Genomic DNA, 21,419 nt, shown 5'->3' with positions numbered 1-21,419 from the left:
AATTAAATAGATTGGAGTCAGAGTAATAACCTCTGACTCCCTATTTAAAAAAATAAATTAAAAAAATTAAAAAAAATTTAAATTTGGTATAAAGTTCGAAAATGGATGTTCGAATAATAAAGTATAACCAAATAAATCATGGACGATTAATAAACTTATCTAATTTTGCAGGAGGCAAAAAAGAGATAGGTATATTAATCGTCTATTTTTTGGATTTCAAGGAGGAAGAATATGTTAGTGTTAGGCAGGAAGCCCGGAGAATATGTAGTTATAGGTGATAATATCACTGTAAAGGTAGTAAGAAGTGAAAATGGAGATTTAAGACTTGCAATTGATGCTCCTAGAGATGTTAAAATCACAAGAGGTGAGGTTTGGGAGCAAGAACAAAAGAATGGACAAGCTATTTAATATCTTCAACTTAATAAGTTAAACTCAGGAGGAGTAATTTTATCTTATAAGTCAGCAGGATGCTGATGCTATAAGGTTAAATTACTCCTTTTTCTTTTTTATATAAAATAGTGATTGATATTTTGAAAACATGAAGTATCAATAAAACTTAGGTAGTAATGCCATTATGGCTTTAACTATAAATAATAAACAGTGGAAAAGGATGTCCACTTTAAAAATCAAGGAGGGAATTTTTATGATAATCAATCATAATATGAACGCATTAAATGCACACAGACAAATGACAGGTAATACTGCAGCATCAGGAAAATCAATGGAAAAGCTTTCTTCAGGTCTTAGAATAAACAGAGCTGGAGACGATGCAGCTGGACTTGCAATTTCAGAAAAAATGAGAGGACAAATAAGAGGTTTAGATCAAGCTTCTAGAAACTCTCAAGATGCTATATCATTAATTCAAACTGCTGAAGGTGCTTTAAATGAAACTCATAGCATACTTCAAAGACAAAGAGAATTAGCTGTTCAAAGTGCTAATGATACAAACGTTGGTCAAGATAGAACTGCTATACAAGCTGAAATGAACCAATTAACTCAAGAAGTTGATAGAATAGCTAATACTACTGAGTTCAATACTCAAAAATTATTAGATGGTTCATTTAATGGAAAGAAGTTCCAAATAGGTGCTAATAACACTCAAGATATAACATTAAGTGTAAACAAGATGGATTCTTCTTCTTTAGGTTTAGTTTCTGGAAATACTATTGAATCAGGTGCAACTGTTACAGGTGCAAGTGATGCTAATGGTAGATTAAAAGATGGTACTTACACAGTTAAAGGAACTAATCTTGTAGATGCTAGTGGAAACACTGTTGGTACAGTTGGTACAAATGCAATAACAGTAAGTGGTGGAGCAGCTGCTTCAATAACTGCAACTAAAGGTACAATAGTTGATGGCTCTAAAATTACTATAAGTAATGGAGGAGATAAATTTGAGTTGAAGAATCCTATAACTGGAAATGCTCCAAAATTAGCTCCAGGAGATTACAGCATTAGTGGTACTAATGTAATCAAAGATGGTAAGATAGCTGGTGCTTTTGCAGGTGGTAATCTTACAATGAATGATGGTACTTTAGTTACAGAAGCAGAGTTAGGATATCAATCTGGTAAATTAGTATCAGGTGGATCATTCACTATAAATGGAGCTGATGTATCAACAAGAGATGCTGCTCAAGGAACAATAACTTCTTTAGATTCTGCTATTGCTAAGGTTTCTTCAGAAAGAAGTTCTCTAGGTGCTTACCAAAATAGATTAGAGCATACAATAAACAACCTTGGAACTGCTAGCGAAAACTTAACTGCTGCTGAATCAAGAGTTAGAGATGTAGATATGGCTAAAGAAATGATGAACTTCTCAAAGAACAACATACTTAGCCAAGCTGCACAAGCTATGCTTGCTCAAGCTAACCAACAACCACAAGGAGTTCTTCAATTATTAAGATAATTTAAGAATCTTTTACAGATGGTATGGAGTCAGGGTATATTACTCTGACTCTTTTTTACTATATCTAGAAAATATATATTTTATATTAACTTAATATACCTACTTGAATTACTTTTTAGACTTTTAAGTCATATAGTAGAAAAACAAAACTTGTATGTCTGATGAATTTTTTATATGTATATTCGGAAGGGTATAGGTGAAAAAATCCGGTTTAAGATGCTTTATAAAGTTATCAAATGGATTGTTACCATATAAGGTAATGGAATAATAAATATAAGGGGTATAACTTATGTATTATGATGAGTATGTTATATTAACTAAAGAAGATATTGAAAGTATAGAAACAAAACTCAATATAATAAAACTATTAATTGTTGATCAGTATGCAAAAGGTAAAGTAGATGAAATTCTTAATATCATAAATAAAGAGGAAGTGGTAGATAAAAAAGTATCTATAGATGAAATAATATATGATAAAATGAATGAGGCTAAAGGGATTGATCCTGAATTGAATGCTAATTTGTATGTATTATATAGAAAACTTCAGGATAAACGAATTGACCCATTAGAAGCTATGAGATTATATGAAATATACACTAATGAATAGATGATTATAGAGTACAAAATCATATGATTAAATATTATAAAAAAATAAAAATGATTATATTTAAAGTGCTAAAAAATTGTATAATGATGATAATGTATGATGGAAATATATTTAAACATTAAAATTTATAAAATTATATAATATATACAAAAAATGCAGTTTCGAATGGTCTTATAAATAAGAAAAATAAAAATACCGTGATATTGTTATGTGCTTTAAGCTAAAGTAATTTAATAAAGCGACGATATAATTAACATAAAAAGAGTACGGAGTGATGAAGATGAGATTATATCATAATTTAGCGTCATTAGATTTATTCAGGAACTATAAGAAAAATTTAGTAGGTCAAAGTAATTCCTTAGAAAGAATATCTTCAGGTTCTAAAATAAATTCGGCTAAAGAAAATCCAAATGCTATCGGTCAAAGTGAACTTATAAGAATTCAAATACGAGGTGCGGAAGCTGCTAGTAAAAATGTTCAAGACGGGGTGTCTATGATGCAAACCGTTGATGGTGCACTAAATTCAGTTAACGAAGCTTTAGCTAGAGTGAAAGAACTAACAGTTCAAGCTGGAAGTGAATCTTTAAACGATGAAGATAGAAAGACTATTCAAAATGAAATAAATCAGCTTAAGCAACATATAAATGATATAGGCAACACAACAGAGTTTAATGGCTTAAAGATGCTTAGTAGCCCCTATGTTAATGATAATAGTAAACCATATATGCAGACTATGCTATCAGGAGCGAATGTAGGAGATAATATTGAAATTCCGATGTACAATATAAGTACAGGTATTTTAAAAGATGATAAAGGAAATTCGTTAGAAGATTTAGATGTTGCTAATCCAAATAAGATTAATACCAATCTACAGGTTGTAGATGCTTCGATAAATCAAGTGCTTAGTATGAGAAGTAAATATGGAGCACTGCAAAACAGATTCGAAGCAGCAGCAGAAAACTTAAGCAGCAATAATGAAGTGTTACAGAGAGCGGATAGTCACCTTAGAGATTCAGATATTGCTCAGGAAATGATGGAGTTTTCAAGAAACGGTATATTAGTACAATCAGCTACAGCACTTATGGCTCAGACAAATAAATTTCCTCAAGATGTTTTGAATATATTAAGCAGAGTAAAGTAGATACTACGAATAATGTAGTATCTACTTTTTTCTTTAATTAAATTCAACAATGGTAAGAAAATCTAAATTACTCAATAAAATTATAAATTATTTCTGATGACAAAATTCGATATTTTATATATAATCAATTCATGATGACGAACAATTCGAATGAGTTTGAATATTCAGAAAATTTATGCTAAGATGTACCTTGTAAAAATTTAAACGCAGAAATTTAATTATTTTTTACATTTAGTTAAAATTTAATCTAGAAAATTATGAGAAATTGCGATATAATTTTTAACAGAAGTTGTTTTTTACAAAAAAACTTAGTTTTTTACAAAAACAATCAAAAAGAAAAAGTTTTTAATGCTAAATGTGTAAAAATGAATAATAGAAAAAATAAATGATTTTAAAATTAAAGTAAAAAATGTTCGAATGGTGGTGAAATTTAATGACGATTAATAGATTGGATTCAGATAATTATACTTATAATCTTATTAAGAGAGGATTGGATGTATCCTCACTAAGATCTAAGGTAATCGCAAATAATATGGCAAATATAAATACTGCGGGGTACAAAAGAAATACAGTTTCTTTTGAAGATACACTTAAAGATGTATCAAATGATATTCAAAACACTGGATATACTAATGTTGATGAAAATAGTTTTGGACAAGTTAAATTGGACAAAGATACTTCTTCAAGCATGAGAGTAGACGGGAATAATGTTGATTTGGAATCTGAAAAGGTAAATCAAGCAGCAAATACATTGCTTTACAATGCGTTGATAACTCAAGCTAATAGCAAAATCAGTATGACAAGATATGTTATCACTGGTGGTGGGAGGTAATAATTAATGGGAAGTTTGTTTAGTGCTATAAGAATAAGTGCAAGTGGTCTGTCAGCAGAAAGATTAAGATTAGATACTATATCTTCAAATATAGCTAATGCAAATACTACAAGAGGTGAAAATGGTAAGCCTTATGTTAGAAAAGTAGCTGTATTTCAGGAAAATCTAAATGGTGCATTAGGTATGAACGGGGTAAAGGCTGTTGGTATAGAAGAGGATAAGTCTCCACTAAGAAAAGAATATGATCCTACTAATCCTGAAGCAGATCAAGATGGATATGTAACTAAGCCAAATGTAAATATATTAAACGAAATGGCAGATATGATTGCAGCATCAAGATCATATGAAGCAAATGTTGATACCTTAAACGCAGGAAAAACTATGTTTATGAAAGCTTTAGAAATAGGTAGATAAGGAGAATAATATATGAGAATAAATAGTTTTGTACCAGATACAAAGGTCTTTGAAAAGGATATAATACAAAATACCCAAGAGAATACTGGAAATGGTGGACTAAGTTTTCTGGATACATTAAAAGAGAAGTTAAATGAGGTAAATGATCAACAAATAAAAGCAAACGATCTAACTGATAAATTAGTAAAAGGTGACGATGTAGATATACATCAAGTAATGTTATCAAGTGAAGAAGCTAAGATGAGTTTAGAACTAGCTGTGCAAGTTAGAAATAAGTTGTTAGATGCTTATCAAGAAATAAATAGAATTCAGTTGTAATAGATAGGAGTGCTACTAATGAATAAGCTATTAGAGGGCCTTAAAGGGTTTATGGGAAAAATTAAAGCTATGAGTAAGGGTAAAAAGATAGCTTTAGGCATCTCTCTTCTAGCTGTGGTGACCGCAATCATAACTTATACAATTATATCCAGTAATAATAAGTACGGAATACTATTTTCTAATTTGGCTGCAGATGATGCTCAGGTTGTTACGACAAAGCTAAAAGCAGACAAGGTTGATGTGAAAATATCAGGAAATAGTATTCTTGTGCCGAAAACTCAAATAGACGAGTTGAGACTGGAACTTGCGCCACAGCTAACAGATGGGAGTAAGGGATACGAACTAATGGATAGTGGTAGCTCCTTCGGTATGACTGACGAGGAGTTTAAATTAAAGAAATTAAGAATGCAACAAGGAGAGCTCGAAAAGACAATAAAGAGCTTTAGTGAAATCGAGAGTGCAAGAGTACATATAACACCTGCGGTTGATTCAGTTTTTGTAAAGGATAAAACACCAGGTAAAGCGTCTGTATACTTAAAGCTTAAAACTGGAGCTAAGATATCCAATGATCAGGTTAAAGCGATGGTTTCTTTAGTATCAGGGGCTACTGAGAACATACCTAAGGAAAACATAGAAGTAGTAGATGATAAAATGAACCTTTTGTCAAAGGGTTTATATGATGAAAATGGTGAAGAAGCAGCTTCTTCAAGCATTGAAAAGAGACAAGGTGCACAAGCAGATTATGAAAATAATTTAGAAAAAAATATAGTAGAACTTTTAGAGCCTGTAATAGGTAAAGATAAAGTTAAGGCTAAAGTAAGTGCTACTTTAGATTTAGATTCAAAACAAAAAACTGTAGTTACATATGATCCAAATAAAGTTGTAAACAAGCAACAGACAACAAGGCAAACAGGAAGTACATCTGAAGGGACTACTACACAAAGTCCTGTAGATAACAATGCGGTAAATACTGTAGCTGGTAATACTGGAGGACAAAATGTTACTTCAAATGAGTCGCAAAATGTTGAATATGCAGTTGGAAGCACAGAAGAGAAAACTATAAGTGCACCAGGTGAAGTAAAGAGAGTAACAGCGTCTGTAATAGTAGATGGAAAGATGGATGCTGCAACACAAGAAGCTATAAAGAACATAGTTTCAAGCGCAATTGGATTTAAGCAGGATAGAGGGGATGAAATAAATGTCCTTGGAATGAGCTTTGATCCAACTGAAAAAGCTGCAATTCAAAAACAAATAGATCAAATGAATGCTGATGTAGCTAATGAAAAGAAAATGGCTCTTTATAAGACATTAGGGGTAGCAGGAGCAGCGGCTTTAGTATTAATAGTTGGTATAATATTAGTAATTAGAAGGTTTAGAAAACCAGCAGAGGAAGAAAGACAACATATACTAGACGTAGTTGTTAATGATAGAATAGATCCTAAGGACATAGAGAGATTTGAACCAATTAACTTTGATGTTAATAATGAAAAGACTCACATGGAAAACGAAATCAAAAAATATGCTACTGACAAACCAGAACAAGTAGCTGAGATAATTAAGTCATGGTTATCAGAGAATGAGAGGGGATAGGTAATGCCAAGAGAAGGTACTAAATTAACTGGGATGCAAAAAGCAGCTATACTTTTTATCACTCTTGGGCCTGAAGCTTCTGCAGGAATTATTAAGAAGTTACCAGAGAGTGAGATACAAAAAATTACGTATGAGATAGCTAATATCACTTCAGTTAGTTCAGATCAGAGAGAAGAAATACTTAATGAATTTCTTGAGATGAATAAAGCTAGAGATTATATAGTTGAGGGTGGAATGGATTATGCGAGAGTGTTGTTAGCTAAAGCCCTCGGACAGCAAAGAGCATCAGAAATTCTAGAAAAAGTAACAGAAGTAACTCAGCAATATAGACCGTTTTCTATTGCTAGAAAAGCTGATGCACATCAATTGCTTAATGTTATTTCCAATGAACATCCTCAAACTATTGCATTGATTTTATGCTATCTTCAAGCTGAAAAAGCAGCTCAGGTTATAGCAGAATTACCAGAGGAACTTCAAAGTGATGTTGCATTTAGAATTGCAAGCATGAACAATACCTCACCGATGGTAATAAAAGAAATTGAGAAGGTTTTAGAAAGTAAATTATCATCTATAGTTAGAACAGAAGTAACTAGCTTAGGTGGAGTTGATACTTTAGTTGATATATTAAATCAAGTTGATAGAACTACTGAAAAGAATATAACTGAAAGTTTAGAAAGAGAAGATGCAGATCTTGCTGAAAAGATTAAGAGTAGCATGTTTGTATTTGAAGATATCATTACTCTTGATGATGTATCCATTCAAAGAATACTTAGAGAAACAGATGCTAAAGAATTGGCGCTGGCTCTTAAAGGATGTTCTGAAGAAGTTGCAAATGCTATATTTAAGAATCAATCTAAGAGAGCCGCTGCTTCATTAAAAGAAGATATGGAATTCTTAGGACCAGTAAGACTTATGGATGTTGAAAAAGCACAACAAAAGATTGTTTCTATAATTAGAAGATTAGATGAAGCTGGAGAGATAATTCTAGCAAGAGGTGGAGAAGATGCAATCATCCTTTAGTGTTATTAAAAGTAATATTGTAACTTCAGGAAATAGTAAAAAGATAAATACAGATTATGAGCAAAAGAGCTTGATGGAAGAGATGTTTGATAACGACCCTGAAGAAGCTGCTAGAATGGTAGAAAGCTACAAGAATATTGGTGAGAATATAATAAAAAATGCTCAAAGACAAAAAGAGAGTATGTTAGAAGCTGCATATGTACAAGCTCAGGAATTAGAACGCGAAGCCTATGAAAAAGGTTATAGACAAGGTACTGAGAATGGTTATGAAGATGGATATAAAGAAGCTTATGAAAAAAATATAGAATTAGCTAGAAATGAAGCTAATTCTATCATAAGCAATGCTAATAATATATTGTTTTCTGCAAAACAAGAATATGAAGCATATTTAGAAGAGAAAAAGGAACAGATCATAAGATTGTCAATTGAAATGACTGAGAAGATATTAAGAGAAAGATTGGGAACAGAGCATGGTCTGGACTCTATAGTTGAGGATGTTATAGCTGAATCAAAGGGCACAAAAACTTTCGTTATTAAATGTAATTCTATACATATCGAATCTGTTAAAGCACAACTTGAACTATGGAAGAGTAGATTTGTTATACAGGGTGAAATTTTTGTTATAGAAGATTCTTCACTTAATCCAGGGAATGCATTGGTAGAGAAGGAAAATGGAACTGTGAAAGTAGGTATTGATATATCTATGGAAAAGTTAAAAGAGGCTCTTCTATAACGGGAGGTATATGATGATCTCGATAGATTTTGAAGGAATACTTGATAAATTAGATGAAGTGAACTTCAACTATTATGAAGGTAGAGTTAAAAAGGTAATAGGACTTACTATTGAAGTAGAAGGAATTAGAGCTTTTGTAGGTGAACTTTGCACTATTTATAATGAAAGAAATAAAGCAATAAAATGTGAAGTTGTAGGGTTTCGAGATGATTCAGTAATATTAATGCCTTTAGGTGAGCTTAGCGGTATTTCACCTGGATGTAAAGTGGTTCCTGAAGGCAGACCATTAAGTGTCAGATGTAGTGATGAACTTCTTGGTAAAATGCTAGATGGACTGGGAATACCTTTTGATGGTAAAGAAATAAGTAGTGGCGAATACTATCAGCTAGAAAACTCACCGCCTGATCCTATGAGAAGAAGAAGAATTAAGGATGTTTTACCAACTGGAGTAAGAGCTATTGATGGATTTTTGACTTGTGGTGATGGACAAAGAATTGGTATATTTGCAGGTAGTGGAGTTGGTAAGAGTACTACTTTAGGAATGATTGCTAGAGAGGCTGAAGCAGACGTAAATGTAATTGCTTTGATAGGGGAAAGAGGAAGAGAAGTTCTAGACTTTATAGAAAAGGATCTTGGCCCTGAAGGAATGAAAAGGTCTGTAGTAATATGTGCTACCTCAGATCAGCCGGCACTAGTAAGATTAAAAGGAGCATTAACAGCAACAGCAATAGCTGAGTATTTTAGAGATAAAGGTAAAAAAGTTATTCTTATGATGGACTCAGTAACTAGATTTGCAATGGCACAAAGAGAAGTAGGTCTAGCTATTGGAGAGCCACCAGCTACAAAGGGATATACACCTTCTGTTTTCGCGATGTTACCTAAACTCATGGAAAGAGCAGGTACCTCAGACAAAGGATCAATAACAGCTTTCTATACGGTACTTGTTGATGGTGATGATTTTAATGAACCAATAGCAGATGCTGTAAGAGGTATACTTGATGGACATATAGTGCTTTCAAGAGCTCTAGCTCATAAAAATCATTATCCTGCTATAGATATATTGAACTCGGTATCAAGACTTATGCCTACTATAGCAGAAGATGTTCATAAGGAAGTAAGTTCTTTTGCAAGAGATCTTCTAGCTACATATAAAGAGTCTGAGGATTTGATAAATATAGGAGCCTATGTACGAGGTAGTAATCGAAAAGTAGATATGGCAATGGATTATCATGATTTTATAATAAGCTTTTTAAAACAAGGTATAGATGAAAAATCTACATATGAAGAAAGTAAAAATAGACTTATTTCAATGTTTAAAGGATAGGATATCATGGCAAATGGATTTAAGTTTAGTCTTCAAAAGGTTCTAGATATAAGAGTGGAAAAAGAGGAAGAAAGCAAAAGACTTTTTCAAAAAACTCAAAGAGAAAAGATACTAATTGAACAGAAAATTAGAGAGATGAATGAAAGTTTTGAACAACATAAAAGTATAAAAAGTGGTGAATCAGCAGCATATCAGAAAATAAAGAGAAATTACTTAAATGCTTTAAGTTCAGGAATACAAGATAAAGAAAAAGAACTTGAAAATAAAGATAAAGAATTAAACTACAGAAGAGAAGATCTTAAGAAGAAACAGATAGATAAGAAGACTGTTGAAATACTTAAGGAGAAAAGATATGAAGCTTTCATCAAAGAGCTTGATAGACAAGAGCAGATTACAAATGATGAATTTGCTTTATACGCTCACCTTAGGAACATTGAAAGGAGGTGAATAAAGTGAATATAAGTGGACTTAATAATGGACTTGATTTAATGCAGGTAAAGCCAAGCACCCAAAGTAACCAAGCTTTAAACAGTAAAAATGATAATAATAAAATTGATGACAAATTTTCATTGATATTATCAAAAAAATCAGAAAGTAATACTGATGTAAAAAGCAAGGATTTAAATGATAGAAAAGATGATAACAAATTAGATAATACTCTATCGAAGCTTAAGGAAATTAAGGAACAGCTAGATAACAAGGGAGATAGTCTACAAAAACAAGTATCTGAAGTTTTCCCAAAGGAAAAGCCAGAAGTAATAGATTCAATCGTTGAATCTATAAAGCAGATTATAAAAGAAGCTTCTGATGGAGATAAGGGTATTAATAGTGTACTAGGGGAATCTGTTAGTGAGACACAACATAAAACAGATGTAGATAATAGTAATTTCCAAGGAAATAATCAAGCTGATAAAGATAATGCTGAAGATGATGTGGATAAACTTGTTGCAATTTTGACTATGTTATTGATGGGCACTAGTACTCAGACAAATAATGAAACTATTACGACAAATGTTACTTCAAATAATATCAAAGACTCCGATACTGAAGGTATAGAATCTATAAAAGAAACTTTGAGTAATGTGAAACAGATGGATTTAGCTGTTAAGGAGTTTGCAAGTAATGCGGGTAAGGATGTAAGTTCAGTAGCAAGTGAGCAAACAAATTCAAAAAGTATAGTTACTGAAATCATGAAGTTGTTGGAAAAGGTTGATGATGCACAAACTCAAGGGAACTTACAATTAGATGACAAGGCAAAGGAAAGTTTACAAAATCTAATCGAAACTGTTGTAAGTGGTAAGCCACAAGAGGATAAGTCATTAAAATCAAGTGCAGATACAAAAGATATAAAACAAGTTATTCTAGGCTTAATTAATTTGAAAAATGATACTAAGGCAAATGATGTTACGCAAGACAGTACTAATAAAGACAAAACATCAGCTAATACAAATAGCTTGTATGTAGCTGCTAATAGATTCAAAACAAATGAAAGCAATGTATCTATTGAAAATTCAACAAAGAAGATAAATTCTGATTCTAATGATGGTGATAAAGTGCTTAAATCTATCATTGGTGATAAGGATAGCAATGTTCAGAGCAAATTTTCAATGATGATTGATCAACTTAAAAATAATACTCAAGCTGTGGCAACACCAAAAGAACAACCTGTTATTAGTAGAAATACAATGATAACTGATATAGTTAAATCAATTAAGTATATGGAGAAGCTTGATGTAAAAGAATTAACATTAAAGACTAACCCAGGAAACTTAGGGGAGATAACTATAAAGCTTACTTTAGATACAAACAATATGAAAGCAACCTTGACTGCCAACACAAAAGAAGCATTTAATCTTTTGAATGATAATTTAAAGGAGCTTCAAAAGAGTTTAAGTTCTAATGGAATTAAAATACCTGAAGTATCTATAGAACTTAGAAATGATAACTTCAACAATCCTAATAGAGATCCAAACTCTCAAGCAGCCAACTTTGGATTTGGAAGCGAACAAAAGGAAAATAGACGTCAAGGAAATAGTAGTACAAGTGGTGGAGTCTTATCTGAAGATGACATAAGTATTGAAGAAAATAATAGACAAGCTACCATAAATAATAATCTTAATTATTTAGTATAGGAGGTGTTATAATGGCAACAGATATAAATTCAACTAGCTATGTGCAAAATTATGATGGATCAAGAGCTACCTCAAGAGGTACGACAATAATACAACCTGGTAAAGATATGGACAAGAATTCTTTCTTAAAGATTTTATCTGCTGAGTTGTCCAACCAAGATCCAGATAACGCAAAGGATAGTACACAGTACATATCGCAAATGGCACAGTTTACTTCAATGGAACAGATGGCTAACTTAAACAATACAATGAGTTCATTTGCAGCCAATTCACTTGTAGGTAAGGGTGTAACGATGAAAGATCTTAATCAAGCTGGAGAGCAGTATACTGGAGTAGTTAAAGCTGTAAGTACTAAGGGCGGTGAGACTACAATCAGCGTTGCAGTAAGTGAAAACGGACAAACACAATATAAAGATTTTTCAATGAGTAACATTGATACTGTCCTAGATGTACCAGATAGTACGATTGCACCGATATCAAACATAAATGGAAATATGTCTTTCTTATCAGCGGCATCACTAATCGGTAAGCAAGCAGAATTCTCAGATAAAGATAGTGCTGGAAATGCCTATAAGGGAGTCGTAAAAGGTGTATCAAAAGAAAATGGAGTTATAAACTTATCGGTTAAAGTTGATGGACAGGATACTCTGAAGACCTTCACTTACGATAAGCTAACAAAAGTAAATGCTATAGAATAGGGTGGTAGGTGTGAGTTACAGAATAGTAAATGGTAAACCGTATTTAGTTGGTAACCTAACTGCACCTCTAGAACCAAAAAAAGAGAATACTGATGCAAGTAAGAAAAGCTTTAAAGATATATTAGATGAGAAAATAAGCTCAAAAGAATACGGATATAAGATATCTAATCATGCATCGGAAAGATTGAAGGATATAAATTTCTCAAAAGCAGATTACATGGAAATTCAAAGAGGATTTGATCTAGCCAAGGAGAAGGGTGCAAAGAATACGGTCATGGTATACAAGGATGTGGCTTTGATTGCAAGTGTAGAGAATAATACAATCATAACTGCGGTAGAGAAGGATAGAGCTCAGGAAAATGTATTCACTAACGTAGATAGCGTAGTGATTTTGTAAACAAGAGGCTGGACCTAAGATAGGGGGCCTCACCTTGTGGAAAGATAGAAGCAAGGTATTTAAATTAAAATTTTGGGAGGTCAATATATATGTTAAGATCAATGTATTCAGGAATTAGTGGAATGAAGGCAAACCAAACTAAGCTAGATGTTATAGGTAATAACATAGCCAACGTAGGTACTACAGCATTTAAATCTTCAACAGCAAGATTTCAGGACATGCTTAGCCAAAGTGTTAAGGATTCAATGGCACCAAATGCAAACCAAGGTGGTGTAAACTCAGCTCAGGTTGGTCTTGGTGTAAAGCTTGCAAGTATAGACTCTGTTATGAAGCAAGGTAACTTACAACCAACTGGAAGAGCTTTAGACATGGCTATAGATGGAGATGGATTCTTCATGGTTAGTAAGGGAAGTTCAGTTTTTGGAGATAATCAGTTACAAGTTAATCAAAGAGCTGGTGCACATAATATAACTGCACAATCTTTAACAAATTCTGGTGCGCAGCTTATGTATTCAAGAGATGGTGCTTTTAGCTTAGATGAACAGGGCAACTTAATAACTGCTGACGGATACAGAGTTATGGGATATTCTTTAACAAATGACGATACATCCGTGGCTGCATCTTCAGTAGCGCCAAATAAGGTAAACTTAAATGGATTAGATATAAAGTTTGGACCAGGATCAGCCTTAAATGGATATAAGGTTGTTGTAGGTGAAATCGGTCCTCAAACTGTAACTTCAGCAGAGGTTGATAAAAATAATAAACAAATAGTGCTAAGTGGTGATTTTGCTACAGCAGGCGCTTTAACAGCACCTCAGGTTGAATCAGCAATAAACAAAGCTCTTAACTCAGCTGGAATAGCACAAAGTGTATTTGTTGCAGGAAAGCCAGATGTTATAAATAAATTAGCTTCTGACAAGGCTGTAGGTGGACTTGATGATGCAGCACCAGGAAATGTTACTGCTGCAGGGTTAACTTTCCAATTTGGAAATGGTAAGGAATTAGAAGGCTATTCAATAGAGTTCGATAAGATTGGACCAGGAACAACGACAGATGCAACTATTACTAAGAATCCTAATAAGATAATAATAAATGCGGATTTAGTAAATGGTAATGTAAGTAATACTGAATTGTTAACTGTAATAAATGATAAACTAAATGCGGCAGGAATAACGCAAGCTGTAGAAAAGATAACTGGCTCACCAACTAGTTTATCTCAAATAAGTGCAAAAACAGATTCTTTAGGATCAAATAAAGCTGTTCCAACACTTACAGATGATAGCGGAGTTCCGATAGCTACTTTAGGTGGATTAACATTTAACTTCCAAGAAGGCGGAAAATTAAATGATTATACAATAAAGTTTGGTAATAATGGATCAGGAGTAGCTCCTTCGGTGACTATAGATAAATCTAATATGGTTGTAACTATCAATGGTGATTTGTCAGTAGCTGCTAATGTATCTAATTTAGCTACACTTTATAACAATGAGTTAGCTAAAAATAATGTAACTTCACCAAAATTAACTTCTGTTACTGGAACATATAGCGGTTTAGTTAACCAAGTCGGAAAAATCGCTAATGGTAAAGATGATAGTAAGCCATCAGATATTACAGTTGCGAACTTAAAATTATCTTTCCCAATAGGATCAACTTATAACGGATACACTTTCCAGGTGGTTGATGTGAAGGCAAACTCAGTAACAGCTGAATGTGATCCAACACAAAAGGTTATAAAAATTACAGGAGATTTCTTAACTCCAAATTCAGTTAGTTCAGCTCAATTACAACAGGCTATAAAGGATGCGGTAATTGCTAATCCTCCAGCTGGAGTTACACTAGGAAACTACGATACAACTTACAAAATAACCGTTGGAAATGGTACTGGAAAGACTTACTCAAACTTAGTGTCAAACCAAATTTCTGGTGGTTCAGAAAAGGTAGCTCCTCAGATTGCTAGTGATGTTTTAGGATTAAGTTTTGCTGCAGGAACAGGAGCGGCTCTAAATGGCTACAGTGTACAAGTTGGTACTGTTACACAAGGTACTAAACCATCCGTAGACGTAGATACAACAAATAAGAAGATAGTTATCAACGGAGATCTTGTTACTCCAGGAGTTACTGTTGAAAGATTAAATAGAGAGATACAAAATGCTTTAGAAAATGCACAAATAAATCAAACTTTAGTTGCAAGTGGAACTATAAGACCATTAACTTCATCTCAATCAGCTTCAGATATTTCTGAAGGTGGTACGCCAGTTCAAAGTTTAGACCAAAATGGAGCAGTTACTTTTGTTGATGGAACTAAGACTGTTAAAGCATATGATGGTAGCTTAAAGACTTTAAGAATACCAGAAAAGGTTAAAATACCTGGAACAGATACAGAACTTAGAATAAAAAGCTATACAATTGATAAAAATGGTATCATAAATGGAGTTCTTGAAGATGGAAAGGTAGCAGCACTTGGACAGGTAGCAATGGCTGGATTTAAGAATGCTTCTGGTCTTACTAAACTAGGAGGAAACCTTTATGCTCAATCAGTAAACTCTGGAGAAGCTACTATAAAGAGTGGATCAAACACTAGAGATGATGATAACAGTAAGGGATTTGGAGATGCACTTCAAGGTATGCTTGAAATGTCAAACGTAGACCTTGCAGAACAATTTACTGATATGATAACAGCTACAAGAGCTTTCCAAGCAAGTAGTAAGATGATCAACACTGGTGATGAAATACTTCAAGATATAATCAACTTAAAGAGATAGTAAAAAATATATGGGACATCTAAATGATGTCCCATACAACTAACAGGAGGCTTTAATGATTAATGTTACTGGTATGAATAATCAGGAATTTGTTTTAAATGCTGAACATATAGAAAAAATTGAAGAGGTTCCAGAAACTATAATTACCCTTACTAATGGAAAGAAATATATTGTATTAGAAACGGTTGGAGAAGTAGTGGATAGAGTAGTAAGATACAAGAATAAGATATTCACTCTGAAGTAATAGGAGGTAAGCTATGAAGAAGTTAGATTCACTTACTTTAGCAGGACTTCTTTTAGGAGTGGTTATGCTAATCTGGGGGATGAATAGTAGTGCAGGTCTCAAGATATTTTGGGATTTACCTTCTGTAATAATAACTATTGGAGGTTCATTTTGTGCGCTGCTTATAAACTATTCTTTGGAGGAGATTAAGAATATATCTAAAGTGTTTATTGCATCAACTAAGGAAGTCCCTTCTACTGGAATTGAATTGGTTAGCCAGTTTACAGATATATCAAAGAAGGCAAGAAAAGATGGACTTCTATCATTAGAAGATATGATAAATGAAATGGATAATGAGTTTTTAAAAAATGGTTTAAGAATGGTAGTAGACGGAATAGAGCCAGAAGTAATAAGAGAAATAATGGACTTAGAGATTGATGAAATGTCAAGTAGACATACAAAGGCATCTAATATTTTTAAAAGCTGGGGTGGATATGCACCTGCCTTTGGAATGATTGGTACATTGATAGGGCTTATACAAATGCTGGCAAATTTAAGTGATTCAGGTTCTTTGGCATCTGGTATGGCCAAGGCATTAATTACAACTTTTTATGGATCGGTACTTGCAAATGTTGTACTGAATCCAATAGCTGCTAATCTAGGTGTTAAGAACCAAAAGGAAGTTTCTATGAGAGAGATGATGCTTGAAGGTATACTAGCTATCCAATCAGGAGTAAATCCTAGAATAATAGAACAAAAGTTAATGAACTACCTTTCACCAAAGGAAAAGTTAGAATACTTAAAGGTAGTCACTACCTCAGAAGGGGCCTATAACAATGGCTAAAAGAAGAAGAAGAGAGACAAGTGGAGATGAAATAAGAGGAGATGAATGGATGGCTACCTTCTCTGATACTATAACACTTCTCTTAACGTTCTTTATACTTCTATATTCATTTTCAACCGTAGATCAAAAAAAGTGGCAATCTATAGCAACCTCTCTTCAAAGTGTTTTAACAGGTCAGGAATCGCAAGGTATAATGGAAAACACAGCACCTGTAAAAACAACTGAAAATAATATTGAAATTAAATCAAATACAGATGAAATATATGAAAAAGCAAAGAAGTTTATAGAAGAAAATAAGCTTGGAGCATCAGTAGAAATAAAGGAAGATGAGAGAGGGGTTATCCTTCAACTAAGAGATAGCATTCTCTTCGAATCAGGAAAAGCTGATGTGCTTCCAGAAAGTAAGAGTTTGCTTGATAAACTTGGTAACTTAATTAAAACCGTTCCAAATAATATAATTGTCGAAGGGCATACTGATAACGTGCCTATAAACACATATAAGTTTCAGAGCAATTGGGATCTTTCTGCTTCAAGAGCAGTAAATGTTGTTAAATTTTTTATTGATCAAGAAAGTATTAATGCCGGTAGATTTACAGCTTCTGGGTTTGGAGAATATAGACCAATAGTTGATAATTCTACTGCTGAAAATAGAGCTAAAAATAGAAGAGTAAATATCTTGATAGTTGCAATAGAAAAGGAGAAGAAGTAATGGCTGAAAAGAAAGAAAAAAAACCTAAAAAGGAAAAAGCAGAAAAAACAGGAGGGGGAAAGAGTAATCTTATCATCATAGTTTTACTTGTTTTAATACTAGCTGCTATGGGCTTTTTTGGAGGATACTACTTTTTGTATGTAAAGGGTAAGGATAGTTCAAGTACATCTAGTTCAAAAGTAGTTGCTAAAGTTTCGGAAGCTTATCTTGAACTTGGAGAATATACAGTAAACCTAAATGATGATAAGGAAAAACATTATCTTAAGGCGAAGGTATCAATTGGTTATGATAAAACTAACAAAAAGTTAGCGACAGAAGCAACAGAAGATTTAATTGCTTTACAATCAACAGCGCTTGAATTTTTACAATCTAAAAAAGCAGAAGATTTTAAAACTGAAAAGTTAGAGCATGTTAAAAAGGAATTAATTGATACATTAAACAAAAGAGTTACTAAAGGTCAATTTATAGAGGTATATTTTCAAGAACTTATAGTACAGTAAGGGATGATTTAATTATGGATTTAGTTTTTTTAATTATAAAGTTAGTGTTTAGTTTTTTACTTATACTATGTTTGGCACTAATTTCGCTAAAACTTACTGGAAACAAGTATAATAGCCTTCAAAAAGGTAGATATATAAGAGTAATAGAAAAGATTCAGTTATCTAAGGAAATATCCATAGTACTTCTTCAGATTGGTAGCAAAGGTATTGTTATGAGTTGTTCTCAGAACAGTACAGAAAAACTAGAAGAAATTGATGAAGAGACTTTGAAAGATATATTAAAAGGTAAGGAACAATTTCAGCAGGACATGATGAAGAAGTATTATGATATTATTGGAAATATTAAGGTAAAGGGATTTAAAGGGAAATAAAATGAAATTTAAAAAGAAATACATATATATTTTAATTTTAGCGTTTGTATTCATAGGACTAACTACATATAAAGCACAAGCAGCTCCTCAGGACACCCCTCTACCAGATGTTAAGTCTCTTTGGGGAAATACGTCAAATCCTAAGGATTATGTGTCAAATATAAAACTATTGGTAATGTTAACACTAATTTCAGTACTACCATCCTTTTTGATCATGATGACCAGTTTTACTAGGATTGTAGTAGTTTTCTCTTTCCTTAAAAATGCAATAGGGGCACAACAGTCCATACCAAACCAAGTTTTGATTGGGTTGGCATTATTTTTAACTATATTTATTATGCAGCCAGTGTATAATGATATTAACGCCAATGCACTGCAACCTTATTTGGATAACAAAATAACTCAGCAGCAGGCGATAGATATTGGTTCAAAGCCATTAAGGCAATTTATGTTGAAACAGACAAGACAAAAAGACTTAAAGCTTTTTATAGAAGCAGCAAAATTGGATGCAACTAAGATAGATGAAAATACAGTTCCTCTATATGTTGTAATTCCAGCTTTTGCTATAAGCGAATTAAAAACAGCTTTTCAAATTGGCTTTTTGATTTTTTTGCCTTTTTTAATAATAGATATTGTAGTATCCAGTGTTCTAATGTCAATGGGTATGTTTATGTTACCACCAGCAATGATTTCTCTGCCATTTAAACTTCTTTTATTTGTTATGGTAGATGGTTGGTACTTACTAGTGAAATCGTTAATTATGAGTTTTTCTTGAGGTGAGTTAATATGAGTGAACAATTAGTTATAGGAATAATAAAGGATTCATTGATGACAGCATTATATCTTTCTGCACCTTTTTTGGTGATTTCACTAGTTCTTGGTTTATTAATAAGTATTTTTCAGGCGTCTACTCAGATACAGGAGCAGACACTTACTTTTGTCCCAAAACTTATAGCAGTTGCAGCTGTTGGATTATTATTAGGTAGTTGGATGTTAGCACAACTTATGTCTTTCACTGAGAGAATATTTCAAATGATTTCGAATATAGTGCATTAAAGGTGGCTGAGTTGATTGATACTACGTACTACTTAGCTATTTTCTTCATATTCTTAAGACTTTTAACCTTCTTTACAGTGATACCTAATTTTTTTCCTTCAGGAACACCTGCAACCTTTAAAATATCCTTAAATCTTATATTATCAATTATACTTATAGGTACAATAGATATAAGTGCAATACAAAATATACAAAGCAATTATGCAATAATAATTTATGCGTTTAATGAAGTTATGACAGGAATAACCTTGGGCTTCATAACATCTATAATATTTTACGTTATTGAGATGGCAGGAAGTCTTATGGATCAACAAATAGGTCTTGGTATGATATCTATGTTTGATCCAAATACAAAGTCTAACGCAAGTTTACTAGCTAGACTTTTACATTGGGTAGCTATATTGATCTTTTTCATTGTAGATGGTCATCATTTGCTGATAAAAGAACTCTCCAGTAGTTATAAAGTTGTAGGTATAGGTAAAAGCATTATATTTCAAGAAAGTATTATGACGATACTTAATTCTTTTACGCAGTATTTTATAATAGGTTTGAAAATTGCAATACCAATAGTATTGATAATGATAATAACTGATTTAACTATGGGGCTTATATCAAGAACAGTTCCTCAGTTAAATATAATGATACTTGGAATGCCTATCAAGATGCTAGTTGGAATAGCTTCGTTTTTGGTGGCACTTCCTATGATAATAAAAGCAATGGTGGCTGCTTTCAGCTATCTGCCAGATGTATACCAGAGTATATACAAGGCACTACCCCTGATGTTTATATTTACCTCAGAAGACAAAACAGAAGAGGCAACTCCTAAAAAGAAATCAGAAGCTAGAAAAAAAGGTCAAATACCTCGTAGTAAGGATGTAAACCTTGCAATGACCCTGGTTGCATGTACACTTGTCATTGCTGCTCTAGGAGGATACATAGGAACTGATTTAAAATATAATTTAATTTATTTTTTATCAAACAATCTTCATCAAGAAATTAATTTAGAGTATGTAAGAGGACTATCTTTTATGGTGACTTATAGGATAATGAAGGATCTAATACCTGTAGTAGTTCCAATTATGGTCATCGGTATTATTTCTTCAATAGCACAAAGTGGTTTCCTATTTACAAGTGAACCGCTTAAACCATCCTTAGGAAAACTCAATCCATTAAAAGGATTGCAAAATATGTTCTCTAAGAAAAATTTCGTTGAGTTAGGAAAAAACTTTATAGTAGTTTGCATATTGTCATATATTGGCTATGATTTTGTAAAATCAAACTATATGGAGATTATAAACCTTGGGAATTTTTATTTACCTTCCTTAGGAGTTGAATTTAAAAGATTGTTACTTAATATATTTATGAAAATTACTTTAGTACTGATAGTTCTTGCAGCAGCAGATTATTTCGTGCAAAGAAGAATGTATAACAAAGAGATGAGGATGTCAAAACAAGAGGTTAAGGAAGAGTTTAAACAAATGGAGGGAGATCCTCAAATAAAATCTAAGATAAAACAAAAACAAAGAGAGATGGCAACGAGAAGAATGATGCAAGCTGTTCCAGATGCTACAGTAGTTATAACAAACCCTACACATCTGGCTATAGCATTAAAATATCAAGAAGGAAATATGGAAGCGCCTAAGGTAGTTGCAAAAGGTGCAGATAATATGGCTCTTCGAATAAAAGAAATAGCTAAGGAAAATGATATTCCTATATTAGAAAACAAGCCTTTAGCAAGACTTATGTATGAGCAGGTGGATGTAGATAGAGATATACCTGCAGATATGTATCAAGCAGTAGCTGAGATACTAGCAATAGTTTTTAAGATGAAGAAAAAGTAGG

General features: G+C 32.7%; 24 protein-coding genes. All 24 read left to right on the top strand.

Going from position 1 to position 21,419, the window contains the following annotated elements; all coding sequences use genetic code 11:
- The first annotated feature begins 231 nt into the window (after window positions 1-231).
- On the top strand, window positions 232-408 hold the full coding sequence (locus tag JHL18_RS20185) for a carbon storage regulator (protein ID WP_200272586.1): 177 nt from the start codon (window positions 232-234) through the stop codon (window positions 406-408).
- 235 nt (window positions 409-643) lie between these two features.
- Window positions 644-1,906 carry a flagellin N-terminal helical domain-containing protein gene (locus JHL18_RS20180; protein ID WP_200272584.1) on the top strand — a complete coding sequence of 421 codons (1,263 nt, stop codon included), beginning with the start codon at window positions 644-646 and terminating at the stop codon, window positions 1,904-1,906.
- Between the two features lie 289 nt (window positions 1,907-2,195).
- A complete protein-coding gene (locus JHL18_RS20175; RefSeq protein WP_200272582.1) occupies window positions 2,196-2,513 on the top strand; it encodes a hypothetical protein in 318 nt (105 codons plus the stop codon).
- A gap of 274 nt (window positions 2,514-2,787) precedes the next feature.
- Window positions 2,788-3,654 carry a flagellin N-terminal helical domain-containing protein gene (locus tag JHL18_RS20170; RefSeq protein WP_243278027.1) on the top strand — a complete coding sequence of 289 codons (867 nt, stop codon included), beginning with the start codon at window positions 2,788-2,790 and terminating at the stop codon, window positions 3,652-3,654.
- A gap of 433 nt (window positions 3,655-4,087) precedes the next feature.
- Window positions 4,088-4,486, top strand: a complete 399-nt coding sequence (gene flgB, locus JHL18_RS20165) for a flagellar basal body rod protein FlgB (protein ID WP_200272580.1) — start codon at window positions 4,088-4,090, stop codon at window positions 4,484-4,486.
- Between the two features lie 6 nt (window positions 4,487-4,492).
- Window positions 4,493-4,900: a flagellar basal body rod protein FlgC gene (flgC, locus tag JHL18_RS20160; RefSeq protein WP_200272578.1), complete on the top strand. Its 408-nt coding sequence runs from the start codon at window positions 4,493-4,495 to the stop codon at window positions 4,898-4,900.
- A 12-nt stretch (window positions 4,901-4,912) separates the two neighbouring features.
- A complete protein-coding gene (fliE, locus tag JHL18_RS20155) occupies window positions 4,913-5,218 on the top strand; it encodes a flagellar hook-basal body complex protein FliE (protein ID WP_200272576.1) in 306 nt (101 codons plus the stop codon).
- An 18-nt stretch (window positions 5,219-5,236) separates the two neighbouring features.
- Window positions 5,237-6,808: a flagellar basal-body MS-ring/collar protein FliF gene (gene fliF, locus JHL18_RS20150; protein WP_200272575.1), complete on the top strand. Its 1,572-nt coding sequence runs from the start codon at window positions 5,237-5,239 to the stop codon at window positions 6,806-6,808.
- Between the two features lie 3 nt (window positions 6,809-6,811).
- Window positions 6,812-7,828 carry a flagellar motor switch protein FliG gene (fliG, locus tag JHL18_RS20145; RefSeq protein ID WP_200272574.1) on the top strand — a complete coding sequence of 339 codons (1,017 nt, stop codon included), beginning with the start codon at window positions 6,812-6,814 and terminating at the stop codon, window positions 7,826-7,828.
- Entirely contained in the window at window positions 7,812-8,561 is a 750-nt protein-coding gene (locus JHL18_RS20140; protein WP_200272573.1) for a FliH/SctL family protein, read from the top strand. Before fliG ends, JHL18_RS20140 begins: the two co-directional genes overlap by 17 nt.
- 13 nt (window positions 8,562-8,574) lie before the next feature.
- Complete coding sequence (fliI, locus tag JHL18_RS20135; protein WP_200272572.1) at window positions 8,575-9,885, top strand: flagellar protein export ATPase FliI; 1,311 nt, start codon at window positions 8,575-8,577, stop codon at window positions 9,883-9,885.
- 6 nt (window positions 9,886-9,891) lie between these two features.
- On the top strand, window positions 9,892-10,332 hold the full coding sequence (gene fliJ, locus JHL18_RS20130; protein WP_200272571.1) for a flagellar export protein FliJ: 441 nt from the start codon (window positions 9,892-9,894) through the stop codon (window positions 10,330-10,332).
- 5 nt (window positions 10,333-10,337) lie between these two features.
- On the top strand, window positions 10,338-12,017 hold the full coding sequence (locus JHL18_RS26515; RefSeq protein ID WP_200272570.1) for a flagellar hook-length control protein FliK: 1,680 nt from the start codon (window positions 10,338-10,340) through the stop codon (window positions 12,015-12,017).
- An 11-nt stretch (window positions 12,018-12,028) separates the two neighbouring features.
- The gene (locus JHL18_RS20120; RefSeq protein ID WP_200272568.1) at window positions 12,029-12,715 is read left to right on the top strand and encodes a flagellar hook capping FlgD N-terminal domain-containing protein; all 687 of its coding nucleotides are present in this window, start codon (window positions 12,029-12,031) and stop codon (window positions 12,713-12,715) included.
- A gap of 10 nt (window positions 12,716-12,725) precedes the next feature.
- Window positions 12,726-13,112 (top strand): TIGR02530 family flagellar biosynthesis protein, encoded by a 387-nt coding sequence (locus tag JHL18_RS20115; RefSeq protein ID WP_200272566.1) that lies wholly within the window; start codon window positions 12,726-12,728, stop codon window positions 13,110-13,112.
- An 89-nt stretch (window positions 13,113-13,201) separates the two neighbouring features.
- Window positions 13,202-15,874 carry a flagellar hook-basal body complex protein gene (locus JHL18_RS20110; RefSeq protein WP_200272564.1) on the top strand — a complete coding sequence of 891 codons (2,673 nt, stop codon included), beginning with the start codon at window positions 13,202-13,204 and terminating at the stop codon, window positions 15,872-15,874.
- Window positions 15,875-15,929: 55 nt separating this feature from the next.
- Window positions 15,930-16,118 carry a flagellar FlbD family protein gene (locus JHL18_RS20105; protein ID WP_200272562.1) on the top strand — a complete coding sequence of 63 codons (189 nt, stop codon included), beginning with the start codon at window positions 15,930-15,932 and terminating at the stop codon, window positions 16,116-16,118.
- Window positions 16,119-16,131: 13 nt separating this feature from the next.
- Window positions 16,132-16,941, top strand: coding sequence for a motility protein A (locus JHL18_RS20100; protein ID WP_200272560.1), 810 nt, complete (start codon window positions 16,132-16,134; stop codon window positions 16,939-16,941).
- Window positions 16,934-17,650, top strand: coding sequence for an OmpA family protein (locus JHL18_RS20095; protein WP_200272558.1), 717 nt, complete (start codon window positions 16,934-16,936; stop codon window positions 17,648-17,650). Before JHL18_RS20100 ends, JHL18_RS20095 begins: the two co-directional genes overlap by 8 nt.
- Entirely contained in the window at window positions 17,650-18,150 is a 501-nt protein-coding gene (locus tag JHL18_RS20090) for a flagellar basal body-associated FliL family protein (RefSeq protein WP_200272556.1), read from the top strand. The genes JHL18_RS20095 and JHL18_RS20090 overlap by 1 nt, the downstream gene beginning before the upstream one ends.
- A 14-nt stretch (window positions 18,151-18,164) precedes the next feature.
- Window positions 18,165-18,521, top strand: coding sequence for a flagellar biosynthetic protein FliO (locus JHL18_RS20085; protein ID WP_200272554.1), 357 nt, complete (start codon window positions 18,165-18,167; stop codon window positions 18,519-18,521).
- Between the two features lies 1 nt (window position 18,522).
- Entirely contained in the window at window positions 18,523-19,296 is a 774-nt protein-coding gene (gene fliP, locus JHL18_RS20080; protein WP_200272552.1) for a flagellar type III secretion system pore protein FliP, read from the top strand.
- 11 nt (window positions 19,297-19,307) lie between these two features.
- Window positions 19,308-19,577: a flagellar biosynthesis protein FliQ gene (fliQ, locus tag JHL18_RS20075; protein WP_200272550.1), complete on the top strand. Its 270-nt coding sequence runs from the start codon at window positions 19,308-19,310 to the stop codon at window positions 19,575-19,577.
- Window positions 19,578-19,588: 11 nt separating this feature from the next.
- The gene (locus JHL18_RS20070; RefSeq protein ID WP_200272548.1) at window positions 19,589-21,418 is read left to right on the top strand and encodes a fused FliR family export protein/FlhB family type III secretion system protein; all 1,830 of its coding nucleotides are present in this window, start codon (window positions 19,589-19,591) and stop codon (window positions 21,416-21,418) included.
- Window position 21,419: the final 1 nt, after the last annotated feature.

This window comes from Clostridium yunnanense (assembly GCF_016595795.1).
GTDB lineage: Bacteria > Bacillota > Clostridia > Clostridiales > Clostridiaceae > Clostridium_AR > Clostridium_AR yunnanense.
This window is presented reverse-complemented; position numbering and strand designations above follow the sequence as displayed.

What these genes read in the sequence shown, in the direction of transcription:
- JHL18_RS20185 (WP_200272586.1), top strand. Translation starts at nt 232, where the DNA reads ATGTTAGTGTTAGGCAGGAAGCCCGGAGAATATGTAGTTATAGGTGAT.
- JHL18_RS20180 (WP_200272584.1), top strand. Translation starts at nt 644, where the DNA reads ATGATAATCAATCATAATATGAACGCATTAAATGCACACAGACAAATG.
- JHL18_RS20175 (WP_200272582.1), top strand. Translation starts at nt 2,196, where the DNA reads ATGTATTATGATGAGTATGTTATATTAACTAAAGAAGATATTGAAAGT.
- JHL18_RS20170 (WP_243278027.1), top strand. Translation starts at nt 2,788, where the DNA reads ATGAAGATGAGATTATATCATAATTTAGCGTCATTAGATTTATTCAGG.
- flgB (WP_200272580.1), top strand. Translation starts at nt 4,088, where the DNA reads ATGACGATTAATAGATTGGATTCAGATAATTATACTTATAATCTTATT.
- flgC (WP_200272578.1), top strand. Translation starts at nt 4,493, where the DNA reads ATGGGAAGTTTGTTTAGTGCTATAAGAATAAGTGCAAGTGGTCTGTCA.
- fliE (WP_200272576.1), top strand. Translation starts at nt 4,913, where the DNA reads ATGAGAATAAATAGTTTTGTACCAGATACAAAGGTCTTTGAAAAGGAT.
- fliF (WP_200272575.1), top strand. Translation starts at nt 5,237, where the DNA reads ATGAATAAGCTATTAGAGGGCCTTAAAGGGTTTATGGGAAAAATTAAA.
- fliG (WP_200272574.1), top strand. Translation starts at nt 6,812, where the DNA reads ATGCCAAGAGAAGGTACTAAATTAACTGGGATGCAAAAAGCAGCTATA.
- JHL18_RS20140 (WP_200272573.1), top strand. Translation starts at nt 7,812, where the DNA reads ATGCAATCATCCTTTAGTGTTATTAAAAGTAATATTGTAACTTCAGGA.
- fliI (WP_200272572.1), top strand. Translation starts at nt 8,575, where the DNA reads ATGATCTCGATAGATTTTGAAGGAATACTTGATAAATTAGATGAAGTG.
- fliJ (WP_200272571.1), top strand. Translation starts at nt 9,892, where the DNA reads ATGGCAAATGGATTTAAGTTTAGTCTTCAAAAGGTTCTAGATATAAGA.
- JHL18_RS20120 (WP_200272568.1), top strand. Translation starts at nt 12,029, where the DNA reads ATGGCAACAGATATAAATTCAACTAGCTATGTGCAAAATTATGATGGA.
- JHL18_RS20110 (WP_200272564.1), top strand. Translation starts at nt 13,202, where the DNA reads ATGTTAAGATCAATGTATTCAGGAATTAGTGGAATGAAGGCAAACCAA.
- JHL18_RS20105 (WP_200272562.1), top strand. Translation starts at nt 15,930, where the DNA reads ATGATTAATGTTACTGGTATGAATAATCAGGAATTTGTTTTAAATGCT.
- JHL18_RS20100 (WP_200272560.1), top strand. Translation starts at nt 16,132, where the DNA reads ATGAAGAAGTTAGATTCACTTACTTTAGCAGGACTTCTTTTAGGAGTG.
- JHL18_RS20095 (WP_200272558.1), top strand. Translation starts at nt 16,934, where the DNA reads ATGGCTAAAAGAAGAAGAAGAGAGACAAGTGGAGATGAAATAAGAGGA.
- JHL18_RS20090 (WP_200272556.1), top strand. Translation starts at nt 17,650, where the DNA reads ATGGCTGAAAAGAAAGAAAAAAAACCTAAAAAGGAAAAAGCAGAAAAA.
- JHL18_RS20085 (WP_200272554.1), top strand. Translation starts at nt 18,165, where the DNA reads ATGGATTTAGTTTTTTTAATTATAAAGTTAGTGTTTAGTTTTTTACTT.
- fliP (WP_200272552.1), top strand. Translation starts at nt 18,523, where the DNA reads ATGAAATTTAAAAAGAAATACATATATATTTTAATTTTAGCGTTTGTA.
- fliQ (WP_200272550.1), top strand. Translation starts at nt 19,308, where the DNA reads ATGAGTGAACAATTAGTTATAGGAATAATAAAGGATTCATTGATGACA.